The sequence below is a fragment of the Nonomuraea sp. NPDC049695 genome (genome assembly GCF_040674955.1).
Taxonomy (GTDB): domain Bacteria; phylum Actinomycetota; class Actinomycetes; order Streptosporangiales; family Streptosporangiaceae; genus Nonomuraea; species Nonomuraea helvata.
In genome coordinates this window covers 1-22,206 of sequence record NZ_JBFANV010000003.1, presented here as the reverse complement: position 1 = coordinate 22,206, position 22,206 = coordinate 1, and the positions used below count along the sequence as shown (strand labels likewise).

Below are 22,206 nucleotides of genomic sequence, written 5' to 3'. Positions count from 1 at the left end.
GGGCGGCCTGTGGAGACGACCGCGGAAGAGCAACTCATCGGACCCCTGCTTCTGGCGCGCGGCACGATCGACAGATCATCGGCGCTGCGTGCCAACGAGGGATGGCTCGAGCGGGCGTGGTCCGATCCGTCGAGCCGGGTGCTGGTGATCGACAACGGCCACACGCTGGTGCGGCGGACGGGCGATGAGGTGCACGCGGTGCTCCTCCCGCCCGAGGACGCGCCGACCGGGCCGCGTTATCTGCTCGGGCTGGAGGACGGGGTCGCGTACTTCGCGGTCGCCGCGCCGCTGCCGGGCATCCCCAAGGGCGACGTCAACGGCCGCGTGACGATCCCGATGAGCCTGATCGACACGCCGGAGGGCGAGCTGGTGGCGGCCGGGCTGCGCCAGGTGGGCGGCCTGCTCGGCGACCGCGACGCGGGCCTGCTGGTCTACGCCGTGGCGCTGGAGGCCTGGCACACGACCCATGAATACTGCCCGCGCTGCGGCAGCCGTACGGACATCCAGGCCGGAGGCCACATCCGGGTCTGCCCGCAGGACGCCAGCCAGCACTTCCCGCGCGTCGACCCCGCGGTCATCATGTTGGTACGCGACGAGGACGACCGCTGCCTGCTCGCCCGCGGCCCGCAGTGGCCGGAGGGGCGGCTGTCGATCCTGGCGGGGTTCGTGGAGCCGGGGGAGTCGCTGGAGCACGCCGTCGCGCGCGAGGTGGCCGAGGAGGTCGGCATCACCGTCGTCAACCCGCGCTATCTCGGCAGCCAGCCCTGGCCGTTCCCGCGCAGCCTCATGCTCGGCTTCTTCGCCGAGGCCACCTCGACCGACCTCACGCCCGACGCGGAGGAGATCGCCGAGGCCCACTGGTACTCCCGTGAGGAGCTGGCGCGGGCGCTGGACTCCGGCGAGCTGCGCCTGCCGCCGCCGGTGTCGATAGCCCGCCGCCTGATCGAGACCTGGTACGGCGGCGAGCTGACCGGCGACTGGTGATCAGGCCGCTTCGAGCAGGGCCTTGACCTCGAGGGCGGAGGGGTTCGTCCGGACGATGCGGCCGTTGGGGGTGTCGATCACCACGGTCGGCACCGTCTGGTTGCCGTTGTTGACGCTCATGACGAACTCGGCTGCCGACGGGTCGCGCTCGATGTCGACCTCTTGAAAGCTGATGCCCTCGCGGGTGAGCTGAGACTTGAGTCGCTTGCAGGGGCCGCACCAGGTGGTGCTGTAGACCGTGAGCGCCATGTTGGGAGATCCCTCCAAGGTCAGGAAATCAGGCGCTCGGTGCAACAACGCCGCGTGCCGGGTTAATCCCCCCGGCAGGCGGCTCTCACCCGCCGAGGCGTTCGGCGACCCAGGCCTGCACGCGCTCGGCCACGCCCGGCTCGCGGTAGAGCGGGTTGCTGTGGTTGATGCCCGGCTGGGTGATGACGGTCACGGGCACCCCCACCTGGCCCAGCATCGTCTTGAGCAGCTGGCTCTGCACCGGCGGCACGAACTCGTCCTCGGAGTGCACGGTCAGCATCGGAGCGTCCTTGCTGCTGGCGTGCCAGGCCACCTCCATGCTGGCCCAGACCCGCGAGCACTTGCCCTTGGGCTCGCAGCCTCCGGCCAGGCGGATGGCGGCCGTGCGGAGCTTGCGCTTGCTGGCGTCGCTGGACTTCTCGCCGTCGGAGTAGGCGCGGAGGGGCGAGATGATCGGTGACAGGCCCACGACGCCCTTCAGCCCGTGGATGCCGTCGCCGTACGTGCCCACCGCCGCCGCGATGTGGCCGCCGGCCGAGAAGCCGACCACCACGTAGTTGCTCGGGTCGAACGCCCATCGGTCGGCGTGCTTGCGGGCCAGCGCTATCGCGGCCAGCGCGTCCGTGCGCTGCGCGGGCCAGGCCGCGTCGCCGGAGAGCCGGTAGTTGAGGTTGAAGACCGTGTAGCCGAGGTCGGCGTACTGGCGGACGATCTCCTTCATGTAGCGCTTGTCGCCGCCCGACCACCAGCCGCCGTGGATCAGGAAGACGCCGGGGCGCTGCTGGCCGTCGGGAGTCCACCAGACGTCCATGCTCTGGCGTACGTGGGAGCCGTACGAGATGGTCTCATTGGCAAAGCCACCCAGGCCCTCCTGGTCGATGACGGAGGTGGGGGCGGGCGTCGGCTCCTTGTTCGCACTGGCGGCGACTGGTGTGAGCACGACGGCGGCGAGCGCGAGCGCGAGCACGCTCGCGGAAACCGCTGTTCGCACGGCTTTCCTTTCCCCCATGCAGATGGTCGGCCCCATTGTGGGGGAAGAGACCAGTTCTTTGCATCTGGCTGACAGTCAACATACGTCGGCCCGCATGTTGCCAGAATAAAGAGTCTTTCCGCTACACCTGGGAGTATGTACGGGTGAACAACATGGATGACGTCCTGGCCGGCCTCGACCCCGAGCAGCGTGCGGTGGCCGAGGCCGTGCGCGGGCCGGTGTGTGTGCTGGCCGGGGCGGGCACGGGCAAGACCAGGGCGATCACCCATCGCATCGCGTACGCGGTGCGCAGCGGGGTGGTCGACGCGCCGAGCGTGCTCGCTGTGACGTTCACCACTCGCGCGGCGGGGGAGCTGCGCCAGCGCCTGCGCGCGCTGGGGGCGCCGGGCGTGCAGGCCCGCACGTTCCACGCGGCGGCCCTGCGGCAGCTCACGTACTTCTGGCCGCGGGTCATCGGCGGCGAGGCGCCCTCGGTGATCGAGTCCAAGCTCCCGGTGCTGGCGGAGGCCTGCCGCCAGATGCGGAAAAATCCGGATCGGTCCGAGTTGCGGGACATCGCGGCCGAGGTCGAGTGGGCCAAGGTCACCCAGATCGGCCCGGAGGACTACGTGGCCGCGGCCGCGAAACACCACCGCACGCCCCCGGTCCCCCCGGAGGAGGTGTCCAGGCTCTATGAGGCGTACGAGCAGATCAGGCGCGAGCGCCACCTCGTCGACTTCGAGACCATCCTCGAGCTGACCGCGGCCGTGATGACCGAGCACCAGGAGGTCGCGGCACAGATCCGCCAGCAGTACCGCTATTTCGTCGTGGACGAGTACCAGGACGTCAACCCGCTGCAGAAGCTCCTCCTCGACACCTGGCTCGGGGGCCGCGACGACATCTGCGTGGTCGGCGACCCCAACCAGACGATCTACTCCTTCACCGGCGCCTCCCCGCGCTACCTGACGGGCTTCGGCGTGGAGCACCCGAACGCCACCGTCATCAAGCTGGTCCGCGACTACCGTTCGACCCCGCAGGTGGTCGATCTCGCCAACCGGATGGTCGCCAGGTCGCCGCACCGGCTCGACCTGGTGGCACAGCGCCCCGACGGCCCCAAGCCGTCCTTCTCCGACTACGACGACGAGCCCGCCGAGGCCGCGGGGGCGGCACGCGCGATCAGGAAACTCCTGGACAAGGGCGTGCCCTCGCGGGAGATCGCGATCCTGTTCCGCGTCAACTCGCAGTCGGAGTCGTACGAGGAGGCGCTGTCCAAGGCCGAGATCCCCTACGTGCTGCGCGGCGCCGAGCGCTTCTTCGACCGCCCCGAGGTACGCCAGGCGGTCGTCCTCCTGCGCGGCGCCGCCCGCTCCTCGGCCGGAGAGCCGCTGGCCTCGGAGGTCCACCACATTCTCAGCGGCGTGGGCCTGACGCCGGTTCCTCCGGGCGGCGGCAAGGCCAGGGAGCGGTGGGAGTCCTTGAAGGCCCTGGCCGACCTGGCGGAGGACATGGCCGCCGAGGGCGCCGACCTGCCCGCCTTCGTGGCCGAGCTGGAACGCCGCGCCTCCGAACAGCACGCCCCGCCCGTGGAGGGGGTCACCCTGGTCTCTCTGCACGCCGCCAAGGGCCTGGAGTGGGACGCCGTCTTCCTGGTCGGCCTGACCGACGGCATGCTGCCCATCATCTACGCCGAGACGCCGGAGCAGATCGAGGAGGAACGCCGCCTCCTCTATGTCGGCATCACCCGCGCCAGGGAGCACCTGTCCCTCTCCTGGGCCGGAGCCCGCGCCCCGGGGGCCCGCAGGACCCGCCGCCCCTCCCGCTTCCTCGACGGCCTCAACGGTCGCACCTCGTCCCCGCCCCGCCTCTCGCCGTCCTCCCGCGAGCGCCGTCCGGTGGCGGCCCCGGTGAGCTGCCGAGTGTGCGCCAAGACCCTGGTGGCGGCCGCCGAGCAGAAGCTGGGCCGCTGCTCGACGTGCCCGGCGGACTACGACGAGGCCCTCCTGGAGCGCCTGAAGGCCTGGCGCACGGCCACGGCCAAGGAGGCCAAGATCCCGCCGTACGTCATCTTCACGGACGTGACCCTCCAGGCCATCGCGGAGCGTGCGCCGGGGTCCGAGCAGGAGCTGCTGTCGATCGCGGGGGTCGGCAGGGTCAAACTCGACCGCTACGGCGAGGCCGTCCTCGCCCTCTGCCGCGCCGACTGATCCCCGCTCTCACTCCAGGCCGCCCCGCCCTGGTCCCGCTGTCAGCGCAACCGACGCTCGATCGCCCCGCCCGCGCACGCGCAGTCCAGCACCCAGGCGCCCGTCCGCATCACGCCGGGTCCGTGGGTCGAGGCCGGCTCTCCAGCGAAAGGCGGCCTCCCTGAGCCCCCAAGAACCACCATCCAGAAAGGCCGCAGCGCCGTAACAGGAGGGAAACCAGCGCCCGGGATCATCGGGCAACGTCCGGCCCACCTTTGGCCGCATACGGGAGACACGTCAGACTTGTCCCAATACTGCACAGCACCAAGGGGGGACGGACACGTGAACGAGGCGCTGAAGGAGCTCCTGGACCTGCTCGACCTGGAGCAGATCGAGCTCGACATCTTCCGGGGACGAAGCCCGGAGGAACGCATCCAGCGCGTCTTCGGTGGCCAGGTGGCGGCCCAGGCCCTCGTGGCAGCCGGCCGTACGGTCCCCAAGGACCGTAACGTGCACTCCCTCCACGCGTACTTCATCCGCCCCGGCGACCCCGCCGTCCCGATCGTCTACAACGTGGAGCGCCTGCGCGACGGCCGTTCGTTCACCACCCGCAGAATCGTCGCCATCCAGCACGGCAAGGCGATCTTCACGATGTCGGCGTCGTTCCACATCCCCGAGGAGGGTGTGACGCATCAGGCGTCCGTGATGCCGCAGGTGCCCGACCCTGAGACGCTCCCCACGTTCCAGGACAGGATGTACGAGCTGGCCGGTGACAACCCCGGCCTCCGGGACTGGCTCTCGCGGCCTCGCCCTGTGGACGCCAGGTACGTCTCGCCGCTCACCTGGGAGGCGTTCAAGAACCCGGAGCTGCGCAGCGCCGAGACCAACGTGTGGTTCCGCTACCACGCGGACCTGCCCGATGACCCGCTCCTGCACGTGGTGCTGGCCGCGTACGCCTCCGACTTCACGCTGGTCGACACGATCTTGCTGGCCCACGGCATGGCCTGGGGCGCGTCGAATGTCATGGGCGCGTCACTGGACCACGCCATGTGGTTCCACCGCCCCTTCAGGGCCGACGACTGGCTGCTCTATGCTCAGGAATCCCCCTGGTCGGGGGGAGCTCGGGGACTTGCGCGCGGTGAGATGTTCACCGCGTCGGGTGAGCTCGTGGTCTCGGTCGTCCAGGAGGCCATGATCCGCCTGACGAAGTAGGCGCGAAGTCACCGCCTGCGACGGCCGTCAGAGACGGCCACTTGTTACAAAATCGCAGGTAGAAAATATGTTGCCGGTTCCTGGGTTCCCGGTTTAGGGTCTTGGTCAAGCGAGTCGGGACGCACAGTCCCGACGATCTCGAGTGGAGGTGAGTCACCAGTGATGAGCATCAAGATGTCGGCCACGCAGTGGCTCGCTTCCGCGTGCCGTGACTCGGTGAGGCTCGTCGATGGTCCCGCCAAGCCGCGGCAGGAGAGGTCTGCCCGTAGCCAGGCGGCTGCCTACAACGCGCGCGCCCACTACGGCGCCGCTGCGCAAGCTGCCCCTGCCTACACCGCACGTATTGAACTGCCGGCCAACCAGCTCACCAAGGGTGGACTGTGGGGTCCGCAGCCCTGGAGGGATGCACCGGTCATAACCTGACCGGTACATAGCAGCCCACCAGGCCGCGGATCCACAGACGGATCCGCGGCCTTATTTATTTGTCCGTGATCCCGACCACCTACGAGGTGTCCCGACCAAGATCAAAAAGATCGATCAAAAGGAGAAGCAGATGGGGGCGAAGACGATCATGGACCTGATCGACGAAGCCAAGATCCCCTGCCGTACCGACCCTGACCTGTGGTTCGCCGAGTCGCCGGACGACGTTGAGTTCGCGAAGGCGCTCTGCGGCGGCTGCCCCATCCAGAAGGCCTGCCTGGCCCGCGCGCTCGAGCGCGAGGAGCCGTGGGGTGTCTGGGGCGGCGAACTGATCCTCAGGGGAACGATCGTTCCCCGCAAGCGTCCGCGCGGGCGTCCCCGCAAGCACCCGGTCGCTGCCTGAACACCGCACCTACCACCAGAAAGCGAACAGACGAATGAGCACTCAGATCACGAGGAGCCGAGCAGTGCCGGATCTCATCCATGACCTGGTAAATGACCGAATACAAACGCTCCACCGCGAGGCGGAGCACCAACGCCTCATCCTGCGCGTCAGCCGCGTGCAGCGAGCGCGGCGCGAGGTCAAGCGGGCGCACGACCGCCTCCGCGAGGCCCTGAGCCGCCAGATGTGATCCGGGAGATCCTGCCGCCGGCGCAGGATCTCCCGCGATCCTCCAAAAGAGCCGGGCGCTCCCAGCGCCCGGCTCTTCCCTTGCGAGCCCGCCTCCTCGGCTCGTACGCGACCACTTGGGCCCAGCACATTGCCCCTCTCGAAGCGCCGACCGTCGCGCACCCGCCCTCCCTCACCTCCTCGGCCCGCACGGAACCACTTTCGGCGGAAGCGTCACGCCCGTCGACAGGCTGACTGTCTGTCGCGCTCGCCCACCTTTCCTCCCTCGGCTCTTACAGTGGGCCACTTTCTGCCGAGGCGTCACGCCGTCCGAGGCTGGTTGTCGCGCGCCCTCTCGGCTCGTACGCGGGCCACCTCCGCCGGGACGTTACGTCGTCCCACCTCAAGCCGTGGGACGTACGCCGGTTCGCGGCGAACTCGTGACGAGTTCCTCTTCGGCGGCCCACAGCCGAGCCGACATCCAGGCGACCCCGACCGACGCCACCACCAGCCCGATCAGATAGACCGGCAGCGGCACCACGCTCCGCAACGACCCGGGAACCATCCCCACCGCGTAGAGCACCACGCCGAGGGCGGGCATCGCCCCGCTCCGGATCGCCGCCGCGCTGAACGTCAGCACCCCAGCCAGTAGGACCACCGACGTGACCAGGAACGCCCGCCCGGTGTCCCCGGCCAGCAGCTCGTTCACCGTGCCCCCGCCGAGGTAGGGGAAGACGAAGTGCAGTATGTACTCGATCGCGAACGCTCCGGCCAGACCGGTCGAGTTGAGGACGTACCCGACGAGTCCGAGACCACCAGCCGTATTCCGGATGAGCAGGTAGACGCCCGTGATCGCGAGCAAGCCCGTCAGCGCCCCGAACGGCGCGATGGCGTGCGTGAACGCCGTCTCCGGCAGGAACCCGGCACGGCGGGCGGAGCTCACCACGAGCAGTGCGGCGCAGACGAACCCGGCCGCCGCCGTGACCCGATGGACGCGCATGTCTGGAGTCCTTTCCCTCGGCGATATCAAGCGATAACGCTCGTTATGGTGCGCGTTTTCGCCCGAGATGGTGAGAGCGCGCCGAGAGATGTAAGCGCCCCGAAAGAACTCGGCGCACTGAGCAGGGGCGGTTCACAGCTGCGCGGCGCTCCGTCGGCGAAGACACTCGTCAGGACCTGCTCGCTCCGCAGCCCGCTCCCGGGGTGGTTCTTGGACTCACTTGAGGAGAGTGGACGCGTCCTCACGGACGGCGTCCCGGCCCTGCTCCAAGGCCTCACCTGAACGCCCCTGCCTCGGTCGGCTTCAGGTTGCCACGGCTGTTTGCGAGCCCACCGGCGCCTGTTCAGCACCCTGGAGGGGAGTGCGCTGACCATCGGCGCCGGTGGGCTCACCGTGCACGAGCACACGCGCGTGCACGGGCATTGCGGCCCGAACCGGCCCACGGGTGTCACGACCCGAACCGGCCACGGGCGACACCCGCTTCACCGGCCACAGGCGTCACCGTCTCTGGCCGGCTCCAGGTGTCTCAGACCTGAACCCGCCACAGGTGTCACTGCCTCTGGCCGGCTCCAGGTGCCTCAGTCCTGAACCCGCCACAGCCGTCACCGTTTCGGACCGACCTCGGGTGTCACGACCCTGGCCGGCGGGTCACGTGCCTATGCCGGCTACGGGCAGTGCTAAGTCGAGCCGGGCGAGAATCGATGCGTGCGGCACCCACGCCTGTGATCCCCGCGACCCGGCGACGGTGGTAGCGGCCATGAAGAGGCCTGCGGTCGCCGGTGTGGCGGGGGTGGACAGGCGCGCGGATCGACGCATCCGGATCCCCTCCGTTCGGTAACGCCTTGCACTCGTATCATTACACAGCGCAGTCGAAAATCAATACGGCGTCAGTAAAATCCCTGTGTCCGTCAACGAGTCACCCGTGGGCCCATCAACGAAGGGATGACCCGTGGACGGGCTAGTTGACGGCCAGGGCCTCGTCGTTGGGGTCGTCGGAGAAACCGGGGACCCAGCGGATCACCTCGTCGCGGAAGCGGGCCGTGGTGCCCAGCTGGCACAGGACGCCGATCCCGGCGGCATGAACGCGGTGTATGAGCACGTACGAAGGCGGGAGGTTCAGCTGGCGGACCACGTTCGTGGGGCGGAGGTCGGTGACGCTCGCCGCCTGCGCCTGCAGCCACTCCCGGCTGAACGTGAATTCCTCCACCGCCGTCGGCTCCACGTACGGCGCCAGAAAGGCTCGGAGCGCGTCGGGATCGATCTCTATGTCGTCGCGGATGAAGCCTTCCCGGCGCAGGCCGGCCATGACGGTGTCCATGTCGCCCTCGTTGAAGATGCGCGTCAGCTGGCCGAACATCTTGGGATAGCCGCCGGGCAGGCGGTTGACCGCGCCGAAGTCCAGTACGCCGAGCCGCCCGTCGGGCCGCATCCGGAAGTTGCCTGGGTGCGGATCGGCGTGCAGCATGCCGACCCGCGCGGGGGAGCAGAAGAGGAAGCGGACGAAGAGTAATCCGGCGTGATCGCGCTCCTCTTTGGTGCCGTCGGCAATGATCCGGGACAGCGGGGTGCCGTCCATCCACTCGCTGACCAGCACCATTTCGTTGGCCGCGACCACGTCGGGGACATGGAAGTCGGGATCACCGTCGAATTCGAGCGCGAACGCGTGCTGGGCCTCCGCCTCCCGCAGGTAGTCGAGCTCCTCGGCGACCCGTTCGCGCAGCTCCGCCAGCACGGCCTTCATGTCGAGACCGGGCAGCAGCGCGCCGAACAGCTTGCCCAGCCGCGCCAGCTGCGCGAAGTCGCCGAGCAGCGCCTTACCCGCCCCCGGATACTGGATCTTGACGGCCACCTCCCTGCCGTCATGCCACACAGCCTTGTGCACCTGCCCGATCGACGCGGCGGCCGTCGGCTGGTCGTCGAACGACAGGAAGTTCTCCCGCCAGTCGTCGCCGAGCTGCTCGGCGAGCACCTTGTGGACGGTGGACACGGGCAACGGGGGAGCGGCGTCCTGCAGCTTGGTCAGGGTGGCGCGATAGGGGCCGACGATCTCCTGCGGCAGCGCCGCCTCGAAGATGGACAGGGCCTGCCCGAGCTTCATTGCGCCGCCCTTGAGCTCGCCGAGCACCTTGAAGATCTGCTCAGCCGTACGCTGCTGGACCTCCTGCGCCACGATCTCGGCGGACTTGCCCCCGAGTCGCTTGCCCAGCCCGAGTGCGGCGCGGCCGGCGAATCCGAGCGGAAGGGCGGCCAGCTTGGCGGAGCGCGTGACAGCACGACGCGGAAGATCGCTCACACTGATGCGCGGAACCTCGGCGAGATACCGCTTCCCCCCTTCATGGTCATCCTCTGAGCACGTCAGTCGCGGTTAGGAGACATGACCATTCTTAGCGAATACGGATTGTTTCGCATACAACGACATTGCGGATGCGCCTTCCACGACCGCCTTTTCCAGCGCCAATCAGGCGTAACTTCCAATGTGCCGTTGGTCACAGCCGGCTCCTTGCCGTCGAGGTAGGCGAGCGCATGGCCGGTCGCCTCGGCCGCCACCAGCGTCGCCAGCGTGGTGTCACAGGCGATCTCGCCCGGCGGATAACCACCCAGCCTGGCGGTCACGATCGGCCATCCGGGATCACCATCCCGGCGCGTCAGGTCCAGGCAGTGCAGGCACGCCGTCTTCCCCGGTATGACCAGTGGCCCCACGGTACCGTGCCCCTCGAATGCCGACGCCAGAAGGTGCGGGATGCCGAGCGAGGCCAGCTCGTTGACCAGCACCCCGTCGAGGGGTGTGACGGGCGTGAGTATGACGAGATCGGGCCGATCCGACTTGTCCCCAAGATACGGACCTCCGGCCAAGGCAGTGACGGACGGCCTCGCCCCTTCACCACCGTCACCGTCAGCCTCCGGACGCTGCCGGGCGGACGTCGCAACGGGCTGCCCGCCCGATGGGACGGCCCGCCTCTCAGAGGTGCGCCCCTGCTGCAACGACCCAGTGGTGGTGCGGCACGCCTCCACACCCGTGGCGGACGTCACGGCGCTCGCGGAGGACGCCGAGGCACCCGCGGCGGCTGTCGCGGTGCCTGCGGTGGACGACGCGGTGCCTGAGGTGCTTGCGGTGGACCGCGCGGTGCCTGCGGTGGATGGTGCGGTGGTCCGGGAGGGCATCGCAGCGCCGGCGGCGGACCTCCGATACGGGGTAAGGCCCGAGCGCGCCGCCTGCGCCGGGTCGCCGGAGGTCGCGGCCTGGGCGGGGGTGCTGGAGCGTGCGGCTTGTCCCGCGTTGCCAGAGCGCGAGGACAGCGCTGGGTGGCCGGACCGCGAGGACAGCGCTGGGTTGCCGGAGCGCGGTGATGGTGATGCGCCACCCGAGTGACCGTCTTGTGCCGGGCGGTTGGAGCGTGATGATGGTGCTGCGTCACTGGAGCGATCGCCTTGTGCTGGGCGGTTGGAGCGTGACGACGGTGCTGCGTCACTGGAGTGACCGCCCTGCGCTGGACGGCCGGAGCGCGGGACTGGTGGTGTGTTGGTGACCCGCGCGGTCTGCGGTGATCGAGCAGGCGGCGCGACCGGCGGACGAGTGGTGCCTCGGGAATCGACGGCTTGCGGCGCGCCCGCCGACTCCACGGACGTGTGGCCACGTGACGTGTGGCCGCCTGAAGTGAGCCGCCTGACGACCGCCACCGCGCCGACCTCCCGGGGGAGACCGACCTCTGCCCACGTCAGCCCGCCGGGTGTGATGTCGCACGGCCGGGCGGTGCCTGGGTCGAACACGCGGATGTTGCCGACCCCGGCGGCGGCGAGGAGGGCGACCACCTGCGCGCCCACCCGGCCTGCCCCATAGACGCGCACCCGCTGCTCCCTGCGGCGGCCGAAGTGGGCGATCGCGCCGTCCGGGGCGGTGGAGGCGAGGTCGAGGGCGTCGATGTCGGGTCTCAGGCGGTCTCTCTCGGCCAGTGAGAGATCGGCGAGCGGCGTGGGGCTGGTGGCAGCGTCGTGGAGAACGCCCTGTGCGGCGAGTTGCTCCAGCAACGAGCGAGCACTGATCTCGTCCAAGCCCGCAGCAGCCGCCTCGGCCAGGACACGCTCGAGCTCGCGAGTGCCGTCGAGCCTCTCTATCCACTGGCGGACGGCCGGGGTCAGCCCGCTGAGAATGACGGCCCGGAGGGGGTGTACGCCGTATTGGAGGGTGTGCTCGTCGCGGATGATGCGCCGGAGGGCGGGCTTCACACGTGGCCTCATGGCGGGAAAGATTTCATGGCCGAGCAAGATCCCGGGCCGGTTCGGCGGTGGCTGTGGATAAGCATGGCCCCGGACGGGTGCCTGTGGACAGGAGATGGCCCGGACGAGCAGAGATAAAGATCTGGTAAATCAATCTTTCCCGGAAAATAGCCCAATGTCGCAAGCGGATGCCATCGCAGCGAAGATCGCCTAGAACGTGCCAACCCCACAAGGCCCGCCAAAGCACTCACAACCAAGACCATCAACGCCAGGAAGCCGTGCTGATGTGGGAATCCCCAACATGCCCCTGACCACGGCCTCCAGCAGGTCGATCCAGGTCAGGCCGCGCATCGGGAAACCGCGCGTGCCCAAATTCACCGGCTCTTAATCATCTGACCAGCAGAAACAACGTCCACCCTCTGTGGAATTTCGCCGGGGTCGGCTACCGTGCATATGTGCCCCCCGAGACAGTCGAGGTTCGTCGCAGTTCTCGTCGCCGGCGTACGGTCTCCGCCTACCGCGACGGCGACAAGACGATCGTGCTCCTGCCCGCCTGGCTGAGTGGTGAAGACGCGGATGAGTGGGTGAGCCGGATGCTGGATCGGCTGGCTGCGAAGGAAAGCCGACGAAGGCCCACCGACGAGGCGCTGCTCGAGCGGGCCAAGGAGCTGTCGACGAGATATCTCGACGGCAAGCCGGAGCCGGTGAGCGTGCGATGGGTCGACAACCAGCAGCACCGCTGGGGCTCGTGCACCCCTGAGAACGGCACGATCAGGATCTCGACCAGGCTCAAGGGCCTGCCCGAATGGGTCATCAACTACGTGATCATCCATGAGCTGGTGCACCTGCTGGTGCCCAGCCACGGGGCCAAGTTCTGGGCGCTGGTAGAACAGTATCCCAAGGCAGAACGCGCGCGCGGGTTTCTGGAGGGATTCTCGGCCGCGGCCCATACGGCACCGGAGGAGTGTTGACGCGCATCGCCGCGGTTCTCGTACGACAGCGCATGGCACAGGCGGCGCCCCCGGGCGTGGATCCCCGTGAGTTTCTCGAAGCGGTGGCGGAGGACACCTACGAGATGGTCGCCGGGCTGGAGCTCGTCACTCCGGTCCTGATCACCAGCATCCCGGAGCTGGAGGAGATCGTCTGGCCCGGCACCGAAGTAATCACGATAAAAGACGATGAACCGCTAAAAATCATCCTCCAGCGCCTCAACGCCGACCAGGCAGCCGTGATCAGCGCCGACGCGCCCGACCTGCCGCCCCTGCTCGTCGGCAAGCTCTTCAGGGAGCTGGGCAGGGCCGAGATCACGATCTGCCCGGCCGAGAACGGCGGCGCGGTGGCCATGGCCTGCGCACTCCCCGCCCCCACCTGGGCCGATCCCGACCTCGACGACGCGGAAATCGTTGCCACCCTGCGCGCTCAGGCCCCCGGACCGCGTCGGGTCGCCACCTCCCCGGGCTGGCACCGCCTGCGCACCCGCGAAGACGTCGAACGCCTCGACCCCGGCCTGGAAGGCTGGGAGAACACGAGGGCCCTGGTCGCGGCACGGTGAACTCAGCCCGTCAGGGCAGAAGGGCGGGTAAGTCAGGGCACAATGCGCCCGGCCGGTCAGGGCACGGTGAGCTCGGCCAGCACGGCGCGATGGTCGGTCCTCGGCACGTCCCGCACGCTGACCTCCTTCACCCCCACCCGCCGATCCACCAGCACATGGTCGATCGTGATGATCGGCGGTACCCGCTTGTTCGCCGGCCACGTCGGTATCAGCCCGGCCCCCACCGTGTCGGCCGCGTCCTTGTAGCCGCGGGCCAGCAGCCCGCGCAGGGCGGCGTGGTCGAGCGAGGCGTTGAAGTCGCCCGCGATGATCCGGATCCGGTCCGGCGACGAGGCGGACGGGAAGGCCGCGAGAGCCTCGTTCCACTCGACGACATAGTCCCCCAGCGGCGGAAAGGGATGCGCGTCGATGAACTCGACCGGCTTCCCGCCGGGAAGGGAGATCAGCGCGGCAGGCATCTGATGCCCGACCGGCGGCATCACGCCCGTCAGAGGCTCCAGCGGATGCCTGGAGTAGAGCCCGCTACCCCCGGCGCTCCACTCGGGCAGCAGCACCCGGTGCGGCATCACCTCTTCGAGGCCGGCCGCGTCCAGGTCGGAGACCGCCCCGGGCGTCAGCTCCTGCGTGCTCAGCACGTCGGGGTTGAACTCGCGTACCAGCTTCATGATCGTCACCGCGTCGGCCCTGCCGAACAGCATGTTGATCGTCATGACCCGGAAGGGCCTGCCCGACGTCGTCTCGGCGCTGCCCAGCGCCCTGGGCAGCACGCTGAAGCCGAGCGCGGTGGTGGCCAGCAGCGCCACGGCGGTCGCGGCGCGCTTGCGCCCGACCGCGGCGATCAGGAGGGGGACCAGCGAACCCGCCGCAGCGTACGGGGTGGCGGTCATGATCTGCGTGGGCAGCGACCCCCGCTCCAGCCCGGCCACCCTGGCCACGGCCCAGGCGGCGAACGGCGTCACCGCCAGCCAGGTCAACGCCGTCCCGGGGAACTTCACCCGTTTGCGCCCAGGCGTCACGATCGTGCCGCCGACGGCAGAAGTCTCCACGCCACCCCCTGTTGGAACGACGCAACGGACTCTAGCCGAGGGCGCGTGAGCCTGACCGAAGCTTTGCCTGTCCACGTGCGGCCAATCGCCGAGTCGCCTCGTCGGAGGGCTCGGGAACGCCGTCAACCGGGAACCAGCGCAGATCCAGCGACTCCTCGCTGATCACGGCCTCGGCGCCGGGAGGGGCCACGGCCGCGTATTCGACGTCGAGATGCCAGCTGTGCGGTGGATGGCACCATACGACGTGCTTGTCCACCGCGAGCGGCCCGGGCAGCAGCTCGAGTCCGGAAATTCCCGACTCCTCCCACGCCTCCCGCAGAGCAACCTCCGCGAGCGACATGTCGGAAATCTCACAGTGGCCACCCATGGGCAGCCACATCTTGGCCTTCGGATGCAGCGTGAGCAGCACCTGCGAGCCGTCGTGCGACAGCACCGCCGTCGTGGCCGTCAGATGCCCTGGTACGCACTCACGCAGCATCGCGTCGTCGTAGGAGCCCAGATGCTCCAGGAACTCCGCCCGCAACGCCTCTTCCTCAGGCGTCGGCGCGTCCCACGCGGACAGCACCGCCACCGCGTCGGCATGCAGGCTCAACTCTCGTCGCCCTTGTCGTCCGGCTTCTTCTCCAGCTCGGAGATGTCCCAGGCTGTCTCGCCGAGCACGAAGGCGTCGGGGTCGTCGAGATCGTCGGCCGTCGGCATGAGATCGGGATGGCCCCACAGCGCGTCGCGCCCGTCGAGCCCGCGCGCGTTCTCCAGCGCGCGCCACAGCGCCGCCGCCTCGCGCAGCCGCCGGGGCCGCAGCTCCAAGCCCACGAGAGTCCCGAACGTCAGCTCGGCGGGCCCACCGGTCGCGCGCCGTCGGCGTACGGTCTCAGCCAGCGCCACGGCGGAGGGCAGCTTGCCCTCGGCCGCCCGGTCGACCACGGTGGCCACCCACCCCTCGACCAGGGCGAGCATCGTCTCCAGCCGCGACAGGGCGGCCTTCTGCCGCTCGGTCTCCTCGGGCTTGAGCAGGTTGCCCCCGCTCAGCGCCTCCTGGATCGCCTCAGGGTTGTTGATGTCGAGACCGCGGATCTGCTCTTCGAGAGCCGAAGTGTCGACCGTTATGCCCTTGGCGTATTCCTCGACCGCGCCCAGCAGGTGGGAGCGCAGCCACGGGACGTGCTGGAACAGCCGGTGGTGCGCGGCCTCGCGCAGCGCCAGATAGAGCCTGATCTCGTCGGACGGGATCTCCAGGCCCTCGCTGAAGGAGGCGATGCCCCCCGGCAGCAGCGCGGCCGTGTCGGACAGCGGCAGGCCGATGTCGGTGGTGCCGACCACTTCACGGGCCAGCGAGCCGAGCGCCTGCCCGATCTGCTGGCCGACCATCATGCCGCCCATCTGCTTGAGCATGCCGAGCAGCGGCCCGGCCATCTGCTGGGCCTCCGGAGGCAGCCCGGAGCCGCCGAGAGCGCCGCCCATGGTCTCGACCATGCGCTCCGCGATCGGCTCGCAGAGCTTTCGCCAGATCGGGACGGTGTTCTCGATCCACTCGGACCGGCTCCAGGCCTGCGGATTGGACACGCCGCTCGGCAGCGTCGTCGCTTCGTTGAGCCAGAGGTCGGCGAGGCTCAGCGCCTCGACGATCTGGCGGCGTTCGCCTTCCATGACGCTCGGGTCGCCCTGGGCGACCACGGCGTGGCGGGCGATGTTCTTGGCCATGTCCCAGTTGACAGGGCCTGAACCCTGCGGCGCCGACAGCATGTCGGCGAACTGGCGCATCGCCTGAGCCATCTGCTCAGGGTTGCCGAACATGGCGAACGGGTTCTCGTTAGGGTCGTTTTCGCGACCTGGCAGGTCAGTCACCGCTCTACCTCGTGCAGGATGGAGGAGTCCACATCCGCCACGTTAGTCGTCCTACGGCGGATCAGTGCAAAGTGAGGACCTGGTGCCTACCTCGAAACGCCCGCGCCAACCCGTAGTAGCCGTCACGGGAGCGGCTTCCGGCCTGGGCCGCGAGCTGCTCGCGAGGCTCGTATCCTCCGCGGATTTCCGCAGGGTGGTGGCCATCGACGATCAGCGCGGCGACGTTCAGGACGCCACGTGGAGAGTGCTCGACGTACGGGATCCGCTCTTGGCGAACCGGATCTCCGACATCGACGTCCTGGTTCATCTGGCCGGTGACTACGCCGTCGACTCCGACCCAGGTGAGCGGCGCGCGTACAACCTCCGGGCCGCCCAGACGGTGCTGACGGCCAGCGCCGCGGCGCGCGTGCGCAGAGTGGTGCTGGTCACAAGCGCGATGGTGTACGGCGCCGCGCCCGACAACGAGGTCCCCCTGCCCGAGGACGCTCCGGTGGCGGCCGAGCCCGACACCGGCGTCGTCGGCGACTACCTGGAGATCGAGTCCCTGGTACGCAGGTCGCTGCGCTCCCACCCCGGCCTGGAGGTCACCGTGCTCCGCCCGGCCGCCGTGGTCGGTCCGGGAGTCGACACCGTCATCACCCGTCACTTCGAGTCGCCCAGGCTCCTGACCGTCAAGGGCTGCAACCCGCACTGGCAGTTCTGCCACATCGACGACCTGATCTCGGCGCTGGAGCTGGCGGCGCGCGGCGCGGTCACCGGCGTGGTGGCCGTCGGCTCCGACGGGTGGCTGGGGCACGAACAGGTCGAGGAGCTGTCCGGCATCCGCAGCCTCGAACTGCCCGCAGGGTTGACCTTCGGCACGGCGCAGCGGCTCCACCGGCTCGGGGTGACCCCGGCGCCCGCGACGGACCTGCACTACGTCGTCTATCCGTGGGTCGTCGACTGCGCGTCGCTGCGCGAGGCTGGCTGGAAGCCGTCGTGGACCAACGAGGCCGCGTTCGCCCAGCTCCTCGAGCTGCGCGAGAAGAGGACGACCGTGGTCGGCCGGCGACTGCCCGTCAAGGAGGCCACGCTCACCGCCGCGGGCGCCACCGTCGCCGTCATCGGCACCGCCGCGATCGTCCGGCAGGTGCGTAAGAAGCGGCGCCTGTAAGCGGCAGCCGTACGAGCGGGTTTCTCATTGGGTAGGCTCCCTTTCCGTGGACGTCATCCGGTTGCTCGGCATTCGTGACACGCCGCTCTCCGTCGACGAGGTGCTGGCCGCCGTGGGCGACCACGCCGCCGGCGGCACCACCCTTTTCGTGGGCACCGTACGCGAGCAGGACCACGGAAAGCCGGTGACCAGGCTCTCCTACTCGGCGCACCCCTCGGCGGAGGCGGAGCTGCGGCGGGTGGCCGAGAAGATCGCCGCCGACTTTCCCGTGACGGCGCTGGCCGCCGTGCACCGCGTGGGCGACCTGGAGCTGGGCGAGGCGGCCGTCGTCGTCGCAGTGGCCGCGCCCCACAGGGACGAGGCGTTCAAGGCCTCACGCCGGCTGATCGACGACCTGAAGGCAGAGGTCCCGATCTGGAAACATCAGGCGTTCGCCGACGGCGAGACCGAATGGGTCGGCGCCGGCGAATAAGCTCATCGACATGTCACGACGCGCCCTGACCCTGCTGATCGCGGGTTTCCTGGTGCTCGCGCTCGGCGTGGTGGGCGCGTTCAGTCCGGTCCCGTACGTCGTGCTGAGCCCCGGCCCGACGGAGAACACGATCGGCGAGGTCGACAAGAAGCCCGTGATCACGATCAACGGGCGGCAGACCTATCCCACCGGCGGCGCGCTCAGCCTCGTCACGGTGGCCTACCAGGGCGGCCCGGCCGCCCAGATCGACCTGCTGACGGCGTTGCGCGGCTGGATCGACCCGACTGTCGCGGTGGTCCCGCAGGAGACCATCTTCGCTCCCGACCGCGATCCCAAGGAGGTCGAGGAGGAGAACACGGTCGAGATGACCAACTCCCAGGACTCCGCCACCGCCGCCGCGCTCAACGAGCTCAAGATCCCCTACACCACCGCCGTGACGGTGGTGTCCACGGAGAAGGGCAAGCCCGCCGACGGCAAGCTCGCGAAGGACGACGAGATCAATGCCGTCGACGGCAAACCCGCCAAGAACGTCGACGTCGTGGGTGACGCGGTCAAGGCGCACAAGCCCGGCGAGAACGTGCTCTTCAACGTCACCAGGGGCGGCAAGAAGCTCGACGTCACCGTGCCGACGGTGGCGGGCCCCAAGGGGCAGCCCCTCGTGGGCGTGCTCATGCAGGCGAAGTACAAGTTCCCCTTCGACGTCGACATCAACGTCGGCGACGTCGGCGGGCCGAGCGCGGGGCTGATGTTCTCGCTCGGCATCTTCGACAAGCTCACGCCAGGTGAGCTCACCGGCGGCAAGCAGATCGCCGGCACCGGCACGATCGAGCCGTCGGGTCAGGTCGGCGCGATCGGCGGCATCGCACAGAAGATGGTGGGCGCCAAGAACTCCGGCGCGACCGTCTTCCTCACCCCCGCCGACAACTGCGCCGAGGCCATGAAAGCCGTGCCCGACGGGCTCCGGCTGGTCAAGGCCGAGACGATGCATGACGCGGTGCTGGCGCTCGACGCGCTGCGCACAGGCAAGGGAAACGTGCCCGCGTGTGAGGCCGGATGAAACTTTCGGCCCTTGCCGTGCGTTAGCCGTAGCGCTGGCACCGCGGTGTAGGTTGCCAGACACGGACCGTTTTTTCATCACGACGAGGGGTTGGCCTTGAGCTTCCGGACCCCAGGAGCCGGTAGGGCGATGCGCTTGCCCCGCCGACCCCGACTGCTTCTGCCTGTGGCGATCGCTCTTGTGGCGATCGTGGCGTTGTTTTTCCTATTTTCTGGGTTTTATACCGACTATCTGTGGTTCGACGCGACGAACTACGCGTCGGTCTTCACCGGTGTGCTGCTGACCCAAATCGTGCTGTTCTTGATCGGTGCGGTGCTGATGGTCGGCATCGCGGGTGGCAACATGCTGCTGGCCTTCCGGGTGCGCCCGATGTTCGGGCCGGCGATGTTCGGCGGCGGCAGCGGCGCCGACCGCTACCGCATGGCGCTCGACCCCCACCGCAAGCTCATCTTCATTGTCGGCATGGGCCTGCTCGCGCTCTTCTCCGGCTCCTCCTTCGCCGGACAGTGGCAGACGTGGCTCGAGTTCGTCAACGGGGCGTCGTTCGGCAAGCAGGACAAGCTGTTCGGGCTGGACATCTCGTTCTACATGTTCGACTACCCGTTCATCCGGATGGTGCTGAACTTCCTGTTCACCGCCGTGATCATCTCGATCGTGCTGGCGGCGATCACGCACTACCTGTACGGCGGGTTCCGGCTGCAGTCGCCCGGCGTGCACGCCTCAAGGGCGGCGCGCACCCACCTGTCGGTGCTGCTCGGCGTCTTCCTGCTGCTCAAGGCCGTCGCCTACTGGTTCGACCGCTTCGGACTGGTCTTCTCCGACCGCGGCTTCGTCAACGGCGCCTCCTACACCGACGTCAACGCCGTCCTGCCGGCCAAGACCATCCTCGCGATCATCGCGCTGATCTGCGCCGCCCTGTTCTTCGCCGGCGTCGTGCGCCCCGGCGGCATGCTCCCCGGCGTCTCGGCCGGCCTGCTCGTGCTCTCGGCCATCCTGATCGGCGGCGTCTACCCGGCGCTGGTCGAGCAGTTCCAGGTCAAGCCCAACCAGCAGGGCAAGGAAGCCGCCTATATCCAGCGCAACATCGAGGCCACGCGGGAGGCGTACAACGTCGACAAGACCGAGGTGGAGACCTACGAGGCCGAGTCCGACCCCGCCAAGGTCCAGAAGGACGGGGACACCTCGGTCTCGGGTGTCCGCCTGCTCGACCCGGCGCTCGTGTCGTCGACGTACGAGCAGACGCAGCGCATCCGCGGCTTCTACAGCTTCGGCGACACGCTCGACGTCGACCGCTACCCCGACAGCACCGGCAAGCTGATCGACCACGTCGTCGGCGTCCGTGAGCTGACCGGCCCGCCCGAGGGCCAGAACAACTGGATCAACCGGGCCCTGGTCTACACCCACGGCTACGGCTTCGTCGCCGCGCCGGGCAACCAGGTCGACACCAGCGGCCAGCCCGCGTACGACGCCAAGGACATGCCGGTCACCGGCCCGCTGGCGACCAGCACCAAGCTGCGGGAGCCGCGCGTCTACTTCGGCGAGGCCCCGGCCGGGGACGATTACGTCATCGCGGGCGGCAACCCGAAGAACCCGCAGGAGCTCGACTACCCGAAGACCGGCGGCACGGGCCAGGAGAACACCACCTACACCGGGGGCGGGGTCCAGGTCGGGTCGTTCGTCAACAGGCTCGTCTACGCCGCCAAGTACGGCGAGGCGAACATCCTCCTGTCGGGCGACATCAACGACAACTCCAAGATCCTGTACGTCCGCAACCCGCGTGACCGGGTGCAGAAGGTCGCGCCCTTCCTCACGCTCGACGGCAACCCCTACCCGGCGATCGTCGACGGGCGCATCACCTGGATCGTCGACGGCTACACCACGTCCAACGACTACCCGTACTCGCAGAGCGAGAGCTTCGGCGACATGACGCGCGACGCGTCCACGGACCGCCGCGTGATCGCCCAGCAGCCGACCGACAAGATCAACTACATTCGCAACTCCGTCAAGGCCACGGTCGACGCCTACGACGGCACGGTCAAGCTCTACGGCTGGGACACCAACGACCCGATGCTGAAGACCTGGAGCAAGGCCTTCCCGGGGGTCATCCGCCCGGCCTCGGAGATGAGCCCCGACCTGCGCAACCACGTCCGCTACCCGGAAGACCTGTTCAAGGTGCAGCGCTACACGCTGTCGCGCTACCACATCACCGACCCGGCCGCCTTCTACAGCGGCCAGGACTTCTGGAACGTCCCGGGCGACCCGACGCAGGGCGACAAGAACATCAAGCAGCCGCCCTACTACCTGACCACCACGATGCCGGGGCCGGGCGCGACGCCGACGTTCTCGCTGACGACCACGTTCGTGCCGCGCCAGGGCGGGGCCAACCTGTCGGCGTTCATGGCGGTCGACTCGTCGGCCGGTTCGGGATACGGCCGGCTGCGCATCCTGCGCATGCCGTCCAACACACCTATCCCGGGCCCTGGGCAGATCCAGAACGCCTTCCAGAGCCGCCTCGCCGGCCAGCTCAACGTCATGGGCGTCGGCAGCTCGTCGCTGCGCTACGGAAACCTGCTGACGCTGCCGTACGCGGGCGGCCTGGTCTACATCGAGCCGGTGTACGTCCAGACGACAGCGGGCGGAGGCCAGGAGCCGTACCCGATCCTGCAGCGGGTCCTGGTGTCCTACGGCAGCAAGATCGGTGTCGGACCGACCCTGGACGTGGCGCTCCAGGAGGTCTTCGGCGGCGAGCAACAGCAGAAGCCGCCCACTGATCAGCAGGCGACCGTCCCCAACCAGGCCAACTCGGCGCTCAACACGGCGATCTCCAACGCCAAGAAGGCGTACGAGGACGCGCAGAAGGCCCTGCAGGCCACCCCGCCCAACTGGGACGCCTACGGTGAGGCGCAGAAGCGGCTGGAGGAGGCGCTGAAGGCGCTGCAAGGGGCCAACGTCCAGCAGCCGACGCCATCGACGACACCTTCGACGGCGCCCTCGGCCACTCCGTCCGCCTCGCCGCCGGCCACGCCCGCCCCCTCGGTCTCGCCGTCGCCATCGCCTACGGGATCGCAAGCGGGAGGCACGTCCTAGCTATTCAGTTTGCGCCCACCCCGCGCCGCCCACTAGTCTTTAGACACAACGCGACGCGGGGTGGAGCAGTTCGGTAGCTCGCTGGGCTCATAACCCAGAGGTCGCAGGTTCAAATCCTGCCCCCGCTACCACTCCCAGAAGCCCGGGATCC

At 68.9% G+C, this 22,206-nt stretch carries 21 protein-coding genes and 1 tRNA gene; 14 read left to right on the top strand and 8 right to left on the bottom strand.

Features of this window, described 5'->3' with window-relative positions:
* Positions 1–9 precede the first annotated feature (9 nt).
* A complete protein-coding gene (gene nudC, locus AB0J64_RS03600) occupies positions 10–984 on the top strand; it encodes an NAD(+) diphosphatase (protein ID WP_364019996.1) in 975 nt (324 codons plus the stop codon).
* Here the strand turns inward: nudC and AB0J64_RS03595 are convergent, their stop codons facing one another.
* Both AB0J64_RS03595 and AB0J64_RS03590 read right to left on the bottom strand, forming a co-directional pair.
* Complete coding sequence (locus AB0J64_RS03595; RefSeq protein WP_364019993.1) at positions 985–1,233, bottom strand: mycoredoxin; 249 nt, start codon at positions 1,231–1,233, stop codon at positions 985–987.
* Positions 1,234–1,318: 85 nt separating this feature from the next.
* Positions 1,319–2,224, bottom strand: coding sequence for an alpha/beta hydrolase (locus tag AB0J64_RS03590; protein WP_364019990.1), 906 nt, complete (start codon positions 2,222–2,224; stop codon positions 1,319–1,321).
* Positions 2,225–2,376: 152 nt separating this feature from the next.
* Between AB0J64_RS03590 and AB0J64_RS03585 the strand changes: the two genes are divergently transcribed.
* The 5 genes from AB0J64_RS03585 (at position 2,377) to AB0J64_RS03565 (ending at position 6,650) form a co-directional block, all read left to right on the top strand.
* The gene (locus tag AB0J64_RS03585) at positions 2,377–4,407 is read left to right on the top strand and encodes an ATP-dependent DNA helicase UvrD2 (protein ID WP_364020677.1); all 2,031 of its coding nucleotides are present in this window, start codon (positions 2,377–2,379) and stop codon (positions 4,405–4,407) included.
* Between the two features lie 321 nt (positions 4,408–4,728).
* A complete protein-coding gene (gene tesB, locus AB0J64_RS03580) occupies positions 4,729–5,598 on the top strand; it encodes an acyl-CoA thioesterase II (protein WP_344992335.1) in 870 nt (289 codons plus the stop codon).
* Positions 5,599–5,760: 162 nt separating this feature from the next.
* Positions 5,761–6,021, top strand: a complete 261-nt coding sequence (locus AB0J64_RS03575) for a hypothetical protein (RefSeq protein ID WP_364019987.1) — start codon at positions 5,761–5,763, stop codon at positions 6,019–6,021.
* A 130-nt stretch (positions 6,022–6,151) separates the two neighbouring features.
* The gene (locus AB0J64_RS03570) at positions 6,152–6,421 is read left to right on the top strand and encodes a WhiB family transcriptional regulator (protein WP_344992332.1); all 270 of its coding nucleotides are present in this window, start codon (positions 6,152–6,154) and stop codon (positions 6,419–6,421) included.
* Between the two features lie 64 nt (positions 6,422–6,485).
* Positions 6,486–6,650 carry a hypothetical protein gene (locus AB0J64_RS03565; RefSeq protein WP_364019984.1) on the top strand — a complete coding sequence of 55 codons (165 nt, stop codon included), beginning with the start codon at positions 6,486–6,488 and terminating at the stop codon, positions 6,648–6,650.
* A 381-nt stretch (positions 6,651–7,031) separates the two neighbouring features.
* On the opposite strand, the gene AB0J64_RS03560 is transcribed toward AB0J64_RS03565, so the two are convergent.
* The 3 genes from AB0J64_RS03560 to AB0J64_RS03550 form a co-directional block, all read right to left on the bottom strand.
* A complete protein-coding gene (locus AB0J64_RS03560) occupies positions 7,032–7,628 on the bottom strand; it encodes a hypothetical protein (RefSeq protein ID WP_364019981.1) in 597 nt (198 codons plus the stop codon).
* 958 nt (positions 7,629–8,586) lie between these two features.
* Complete coding sequence (locus AB0J64_RS03555) at positions 8,587–9,921, bottom strand: AarF/UbiB family protein (protein WP_364019978.1); 1,335 nt, start codon at positions 9,919–9,921, stop codon at positions 8,587–8,589.
* 62 nt (positions 9,922–9,983) lie between these two features.
* The gene (locus tag AB0J64_RS03550) at positions 9,984–10,400 is read right to left on the bottom strand and encodes a hypothetical protein (RefSeq protein WP_364019975.1); all 417 of its coding nucleotides are present in this window, start codon (positions 10,398–10,400) and stop codon (positions 9,984–9,986) included.
* Between the two features lie 244 nt (positions 10,401–10,644).
* Here AB0J64_RS03550 and AB0J64_RS03545 point away from each other — a divergent pair, with 244 nt between their 5' ends.
* The 3 genes from AB0J64_RS03545 to AB0J64_RS03535 all read left to right on the top strand — a co-directional run bounded on the left by AB0J64_RS03545 (position 10,645) and on the right by AB0J64_RS03535 (position 13,395).
* Positions 10,645–10,998, top strand: a complete 354-nt coding sequence (locus AB0J64_RS03545; protein ID WP_364019972.1) for a hypothetical protein — start codon at positions 10,645–10,647, stop codon at positions 10,996–10,998.
* 1,300 nt (positions 10,999–12,298) lie between these two features.
* On the top strand, positions 12,299–12,814 hold the full coding sequence (locus AB0J64_RS03540; protein ID WP_344992317.1) for a M48 family metallopeptidase: 516 nt from the start codon (positions 12,299–12,301) through the stop codon (positions 12,812–12,814).
* The gene (locus AB0J64_RS03535) at positions 12,811–13,395 is read left to right on the top strand and encodes a hypothetical protein (protein ID WP_364019969.1); all 585 of its coding nucleotides are present in this window, start codon (positions 12,811–12,813) and stop codon (positions 13,393–13,395) included. Before AB0J64_RS03540 ends, AB0J64_RS03535 begins: the two co-directional genes overlap by 4 nt.
* 56 nt (positions 13,396–13,451) lie before the next feature.
* Here the strand turns inward: AB0J64_RS03535 and AB0J64_RS03530 are convergent, their stop codons facing one another.
* From AB0J64_RS03530 to AB0J64_RS03520, 3 genes are read right to left on the bottom strand one after another with little or no spacing between them, the layout of a single operon-like run.
* Positions 13,452–14,441: an endonuclease/exonuclease/phosphatase family protein gene (locus AB0J64_RS03530; protein WP_364019965.1), complete on the bottom strand. Its 990-nt coding sequence runs from the start codon at positions 14,439–14,441 to the stop codon at positions 13,452–13,454.
* A 31-nt stretch (positions 14,442–14,472) separates the two neighbouring features.
* The gene (locus AB0J64_RS03525; RefSeq protein ID WP_364019962.1) at positions 14,473–15,033 is read right to left on the bottom strand and encodes an NUDIX domain-containing protein; all 561 of its coding nucleotides are present in this window, start codon (positions 15,031–15,033) and stop codon (positions 14,473–14,475) included.
* Complete coding sequence (locus tag AB0J64_RS03520) at positions 15,030–16,235, bottom strand: zinc-dependent metalloprotease (protein WP_364020674.1); 1,206 nt, start codon at positions 16,233–16,235, stop codon at positions 15,030–15,032. Before AB0J64_RS03520 ends, AB0J64_RS03525 begins: the two co-directional genes overlap by 4 nt.
* A gap of 130 nt (positions 16,236–16,365) precedes the next feature.
* On the opposite strand from AB0J64_RS03520, the gene AB0J64_RS03515 reads away from it, so the two are divergent.
* From AB0J64_RS03515 to AB0J64_RS03495, 5 genes are all read left to right on the top strand, one after another.
* Positions 16,366–17,439: an NAD-dependent epimerase/dehydratase family protein gene (locus AB0J64_RS03515; protein ID WP_364020671.1), complete on the top strand. Its 1,074-nt coding sequence runs from the start codon at positions 16,366–16,368 to the stop codon at positions 17,437–17,439.
* Positions 17,440–17,485: 46 nt separating this feature from the next.
* Positions 17,486–17,911 (top strand): molybdenum cofactor biosynthesis protein MoaE, encoded by a 426-nt coding sequence (locus AB0J64_RS03510; protein ID WP_364019959.1) that lies wholly within the window; start codon positions 17,486–17,488, stop codon positions 17,909–17,911.
* A gap of 10 nt (positions 17,912–17,921) precedes the next feature.
* The gene (locus AB0J64_RS03505; protein ID WP_364019956.1) at positions 17,922–18,968 is read left to right on the top strand and encodes a PDZ domain-containing protein; all 1,047 of its coding nucleotides are present in this window, start codon (positions 17,922–17,924) and stop codon (positions 18,966–18,968) included.
* A 129-nt stretch (positions 18,969–19,097) separates the two neighbouring features.
* Complete coding sequence (locus AB0J64_RS03500; RefSeq protein WP_364019953.1) at positions 19,098–22,055, top strand: UPF0182 family protein; 2,958 nt, start codon at positions 19,098–19,100, stop codon at positions 22,053–22,055.
* A 54-nt stretch (positions 22,056–22,109) separates the two neighbouring features.
* Positions 22,110–22,186 (top strand) — tRNA-Met (locus AB0J64_RS03495).
* The last annotated feature ends 20 nt before the right edge of the window (positions 22,187–22,206 follow it).

Coding starts and splice junctions, on each gene's coding strand:
- AB0J64_RS03595 (WP_364019993.1), bottom strand. CDS start 1,233: ATGGCGCTCACGGTCTACAGCACCACCTGGTGCGGCCCCTGCAAGCGA.
- AB0J64_RS03585 (WP_364020677.1), top strand. CDS start 2,377: ATGGATGACGTCCTGGCCGGCCTCGACCCCGAGCAGCGTGCGGTGGCC.
- AB0J64_RS03575 (WP_364019987.1), top strand. CDS start 5,761: ATGAGCATCAAGATGTCGGCCACGCAGTGGCTCGCTTCCGCGTGCCGT.
- AB0J64_RS03570 (WP_344992332.1), top strand. CDS start 6,152: ATGGGGGCGAAGACGATCATGGACCTGATCGACGAAGCCAAGATCCCC.
- AB0J64_RS03560 (WP_364019981.1), bottom strand. CDS start 7,628: ATGCGCGTCCATCGGGTCACGGCGGCGGCCGGGTTCGTCTGCGCCGCA.
- AB0J64_RS03520 (WP_364020674.1), bottom strand. CDS start 16,235: ATGTTCGGCAACCCTGAGCAGATGGCTCAGGCGATGCGCCAGTTCGCC.
- AB0J64_RS03505 (WP_364019956.1), top strand. CDS start 17,922: ATGTCACGACGCGCCCTGACCCTGCTGATCGCGGGTTTCCTGGTGCTC.
- AB0J64_RS03500 (WP_364019953.1), top strand. CDS start 19,098: ATGCGCTTGCCCCGCCGACCCCGACTGCTTCTGCCTGTGGCGATCGCT.